Origin of the sequence: Xenorhabdus aichiensis (assembly GCF_028598775.1) — a bacterium.
Taxonomy (GTDB): domain Bacteria; phylum Pseudomonadota; class Gammaproteobacteria; order Enterobacterales; family Enterobacteriaceae; genus Xenorhabdus; species Xenorhabdus bovienii.
On the sequence record NZ_JAQRFO010000088.1, the window covers coordinates 1 to 5046 of the forward strand.

Consider the following 5046-nt stretch of genomic DNA (forward strand, 5'->3'; position numbering starts at 1 on the left):
ATAAATAATAAATAATAAATAATAAATAATAAATAATAATCTTATTATTAAAATTAGCCAAGTAAAATATTGATAAAATAAACAAACCCAATCAGTGAATTTTTAAATAATATTATTTTGTTATAATTTCATTAAATATTATCATAGTGATATACCTTCTTTCATTCTTTGTTGTTGCTGTAATAAAACTGATTTTATAAATACCTTAATGTGATTAAGCAACTGCCACATATACTGACAGCAATGATACCGCAGCATCCAATTCACCAATACCAAACCACCAGTAATTTTAATGATACTTATCAAAAATAAATGAATTCTAACTCTTTTAGAAGTGAGATTAAAAAAATAAAGTATCTATTTATGAAATAACTCATTTTTCAATGTCCAGCAACGTCATATAACTCACATTCCATCCATTAGCCTAGCGAGCAGGAGTTAAGTAATGCCTATGCCATGCAATCGTATCAACAAAGATCAGCTTGCGTTTGAAAGTTCCTCTGAATCCTCCTCTTGCAAATTTTCGCTCAGTTCTACCCAACAAGTTGTCTGGCTTGACCAAATTCTCCATCCTGACAGCCCCAGCTACAATCTCGGTTCACTTGTCCTCATTGACGGAAAGCTGGATGAAACACTGTTAGTACGCGCCTTTGAAGCCGTTGTTTATCGTCATGACGCATTACGTTTACGGCTCATCAATACCCAGAAACTGCCGCTTCAGGAACTTGTGGACATGCTCCCGGTTTCCGTGACAATCCATGACTTCTCACATCATGCCGATGCAGAAGCCCAAGCCGCACAACACATACGCGCTACTTTCATGCGTCCGTACGACTTGAATGGGGAATTATGGCGCGCCGAACTGTTACGAGTCAGTGATACACGCTGGTACTGGCATTTCTGTTGCCATCATCTGATCGGAGATGCTACGAATTTAGCGCTAATTCCCGAAGATCTTGTCAACACTTATCGTCACTTAATCAGGGGAGAGGCACTACCAGAAGCCGCTCCTTCCTATCTCGATTTTATTGCCGAGGATCGTGCCTATCTCGATTCACAACGCTATGTACACGACCGGCAATTCTGGTTGGAACGCTATGTGAACTTGCCTCCTGCATTGCTCCAACCGCCTAATCCGGATAAAACGGCAGATCACGGACAAACCGAACCGGTACTTTGGCAATTGGATAAGGGGCTTTTCCAGCGCATCGAAGCTATTGTGACCGAGCATGGGTTGTCTGTTCTGCACTTCATGTATGCCGTTCTGGCTTGCTATTTCGCCCGTACCACCCAGGCTGAGGAAATCGTCATCGGCATTCCCGTACACAACCGTAAGAATGCCAAGCAAAAACGCACGTTGGGCATGTTCTCGTCAGTCATTCCCGTCGGCATAACTATTACGCCTCATGACACCTTCCTTGATGTTATGCGCAAAGCGGCAGCAGAGCTGCGTCGTTGCTATAAACGTCAGCGCTTGCCGATCGCGGAGATCAATCGGCATACACAAATCCAGCAGAAGACGGGACGCGCTCAACTATTCGACATCATGCTGTCATTTGAGTCATTCCAAGCGTACGCTGACCTGCCCGGTGCCACTATCAAATACTCAAAAATACAACGTGGAACACCGTTTCCTTTCTTCGTCGCGATCTACCAATACACATTCGCTAACAGTGAGGATGTCAATCAGCCCGTCACGATTGAATTCAATTACTCAACCCACTACCTGAACTGCGCTGAAGTCATAGCTCTCCAATCGCGTTTAGCCCTGTTGATGGAGGCCGTTCTCTCTTCTCCCGAGACACAAATCCGAAGCTTACCTGTCTTACCGCCGGAAGAGCGGCAACAACTGCTGGTGAACTTCAACGCCACCCAGACGGACTTGCCGCAGGACGCATTGATCCACCCACTGTTTGAGGCTCAGGCTACACACAACCCCGACGCCACCGCCGTGGTGTACGAAGACCAGATACTCAGCTATGACGAATTAAACCGCCGCGCCAATCGCCTGGCTCACCATCTGATTGCGCTGGGCGTGCGTCCGGACGACCGGGTGGCAATTTGTGTTGAACGCAGCCTTGAAATGGTGGTCGGCTTGCTCGGTATCCTTAAGGCGGGTGGTGCCTATGTGCCGCTCGATCCGGCCTATCCGGACGAGCGGCTGGCGTATATGCTCGATGACGCGGCACCGGTGGTCTTACTCACCCAGACGGGGCTGACCGACAGGCTGACCAGCCACGTGCCCACGGTGGTACTTGACGCCCAAGAATCCGCCATGACGGCGCAGCCAGTCCACAATCCGGATACGCAGGCGCTGGGGCTGACGTCACGCCATCTGGCGTATGTCATCTACACCTCCGGCTCCACAGGTCTGCCCAAGGGAGTGGAAATGTCTCTGGCAGCATTGTCGAACTTATTGCAGTGGCACCGTCAAGATCCTTCACATCTATCCGGAACCGGTAAAACGCTACAATTTGCCGCGCTTGGATTCGATGTTGCCTTCCAAGAGATATTTACGACCTTGTGCGAAGGCGGATGTCTGGTCTTAATTAATGAAGAAACACGTCGGGACCCTCAACAATTTCTCCGCCTGATTCAGCAAAAACAGATTGATAGAATCTTCCTCCCCTATATTGCGCTACAGCATCTTGCCGAAGCGGCCAGTCGCATTGAGGGAGATTTTTCTTGCTTGGCCCACATCATTACCGCCGGTGAGCAGTTGCGCATTACGCCTGCCATTCGCCGCTTTCTACAACGTTCTGGCTCATGCCAGTTACACAATCACTATGGCCCGACTGAAAGCCACGTGGTTACGGCATATACGCTGGGCGAGAGTATGGATCAGTGGCCAACTCTCCCCCCCATCGGTCGTCCGATTGCCAACACCCAAATCTATCTCCTTGACCCGCAGGGTCAACCCGTTCCCCTCGGTGTCGCCGGCGAAATCCATATCGCCGGCGCGGGTGTTGCCCGCGGCTACCTGAACCGCCCCGAACTGACTGCCGAACGTTTTCTTACCGATCCCTTCTCTTCAGATCCGGACGCCCGCATGTACAAGACCGGCGACCTCGGCCGCTGGCTTCCCGACGGTAATATCGAGTATCTCGGCCGCAATGACTTTCAGGTTAAATTGCGCGGTTTCCGCATTGAGCTCGGCGAGATTGAGGCTCGGCTTATGCAATGCCACGGTGTGCGCGAAGCGGTAGTTCTGGCGCGCGAAGACGAGCCGGGTCACAAGTACCTGGTCGCTTATCTGCGGCCTCAGGCCGGCGTTGAACTGGTTCCCGCCGAGCTGCGTCAGCAACTCGCCCGGCACCTTGCCGAATATATGCTGCCCAGCGCCTTTATGACGCTCGACGCCTTCCCGCTCACCCCCAATGGCAAACTCGACCGTCCGGCGCTCCCTGCCCCCGACGCGTCCGCCGTCGTCACGCGCGGCTATGCCGCTCCGGTCGGCGAAATAGAAACCATTCTGGCCCAGATCTGGCAAGATTTGCTGAGACTGGAGCGGGTCGGCCGTCACGACCATTTCTTTGAACTCGGCGGCCATTCGCTGCTTGCCGTCCAGCTCGCCGCACGCGTACGTCAGGATCTGGCGCGGGAATTGCCACTACAGCAACTTTTTGCCCTGCCTCTTCTGGCGGATTTGGCCCAAGCGCTCTACGGGGCTTCGGCAACCGCTCAGGTCGTTATCCCCGTCGCCGATCGCAGCCAGCCGCTCGCGCTGTCCTTCGCCCAACAGCGGTTATGGTTCCTCGGCCAACTCGATCCAGCCGCCAGTCTAGCCTACCATATCCCGGTGACACTACGCCTTACCGGCCAACTTGACCGCCACGCGCTGACCACCGCGCTCGATCGTCTGGTCGCCCGGCACGAGAGCCTACGCACCCGCTTCGTACTGATCGAAGGCCAACCCTGCCAGCACATTGATCCCGCCGACGCCGGCTTTGCCCTGTCCTATCAGGATCTGCGCCCGCTGGACCCGGCCATGCACACTCACCGCATCGCCGAACTTGCCGACCTTGAGGCGCAGACGCCCTTCAACTTTACCCAAGGCCCGCTGATTCGTGGTCAACTACTGCAATTGACGGACGAGTCGCATGTGTTGTTGCTCACCCAGCATCACATCATCTCTGACGGCTGGTCTATCGGAGTACTGGTACACGAACTGGGCACCCTCTACCACGCCGCCCTCAACGGCCGCGATGATCCCCTGCCGTCGCTGTCCCTCCAGTACGCTGACTATGCGGTCTGGCAGCGCGACTGGCTGCAAGGAGCCGTCCTCACTGAGCAGCGTGACTTCTGGTGTGCGCAGCTCCAGAATGCCCCGGCCTTGCTGGCTCTCCCCACCGACCGACCACGCCCGCCAGTGCAGCGCTATGCCGGCGGCCAAGTCCCCTTCCGGCTCGATACTGCCTTACTAACATCGCTTAAGGCGCTCGGACAACGCCACAACACCACCCTGTTTATGACTGTGCTGACCGCCTGGAGCATCGTCCTCACCCGGCTCAGTGGTCAGGATGACATTGTTATCGGCACCCCGGTCGCTAACCGTCCGCACCGTGAGTTGGAGGGGCTGATCGGTTCCTTCGTCAATACCCTGGCCATGCGCGTTACGCCGGGTGATGCCCCCCGTGTAGCCGATTTGCTCGCGCAGGTCCGTGAACGTGCACTTGCCGCCTATGCCCATCAGGACCTGCCCTTTGAGCAGGTGGTGGAATCGCTACAGCCCGAACGCAGCCTGAGCTACAGCCCGGTCTTTCAGGTGATGCTGTCCTTAAACAACACGCCGGCCCAAGACCAAACGTTACCCAGTTTGCAAATCTCTCAGATTGAACAGGAGAGCCATAGCGCGCATTTCGACCTGATGCTGTTGCTGACCGAAACCGAGGCTGGTTTGGTCGGAGGACTGGAATATGCCGCCGACCTGTTCGATACCGCGACCGTTGAGCGCATGGTCGGCTATTTGCAGCAGGTGCTGACAGCAATGGCAGCCGATGCGACACAAACTCTCGCATGTCTGCCAATGCTGTCAGACTCGGAACG

The 5046-nt window shown here is 53.9% G+C and carries 1 protein-coding gene; it reads left to right on the forward strand.

Annotation, left to right across the window (positions count from 1 at the left end; genetic code table 11):
* Positions 1-445: 445 nt before the first annotated feature.
* The coding region (locus PSI22_RS20705; RefSeq protein WP_273581379.1) for a non-ribosomal peptide synthetase at positions 446-5046 on the forward strand (4601 nt) is incomplete at its 3' end.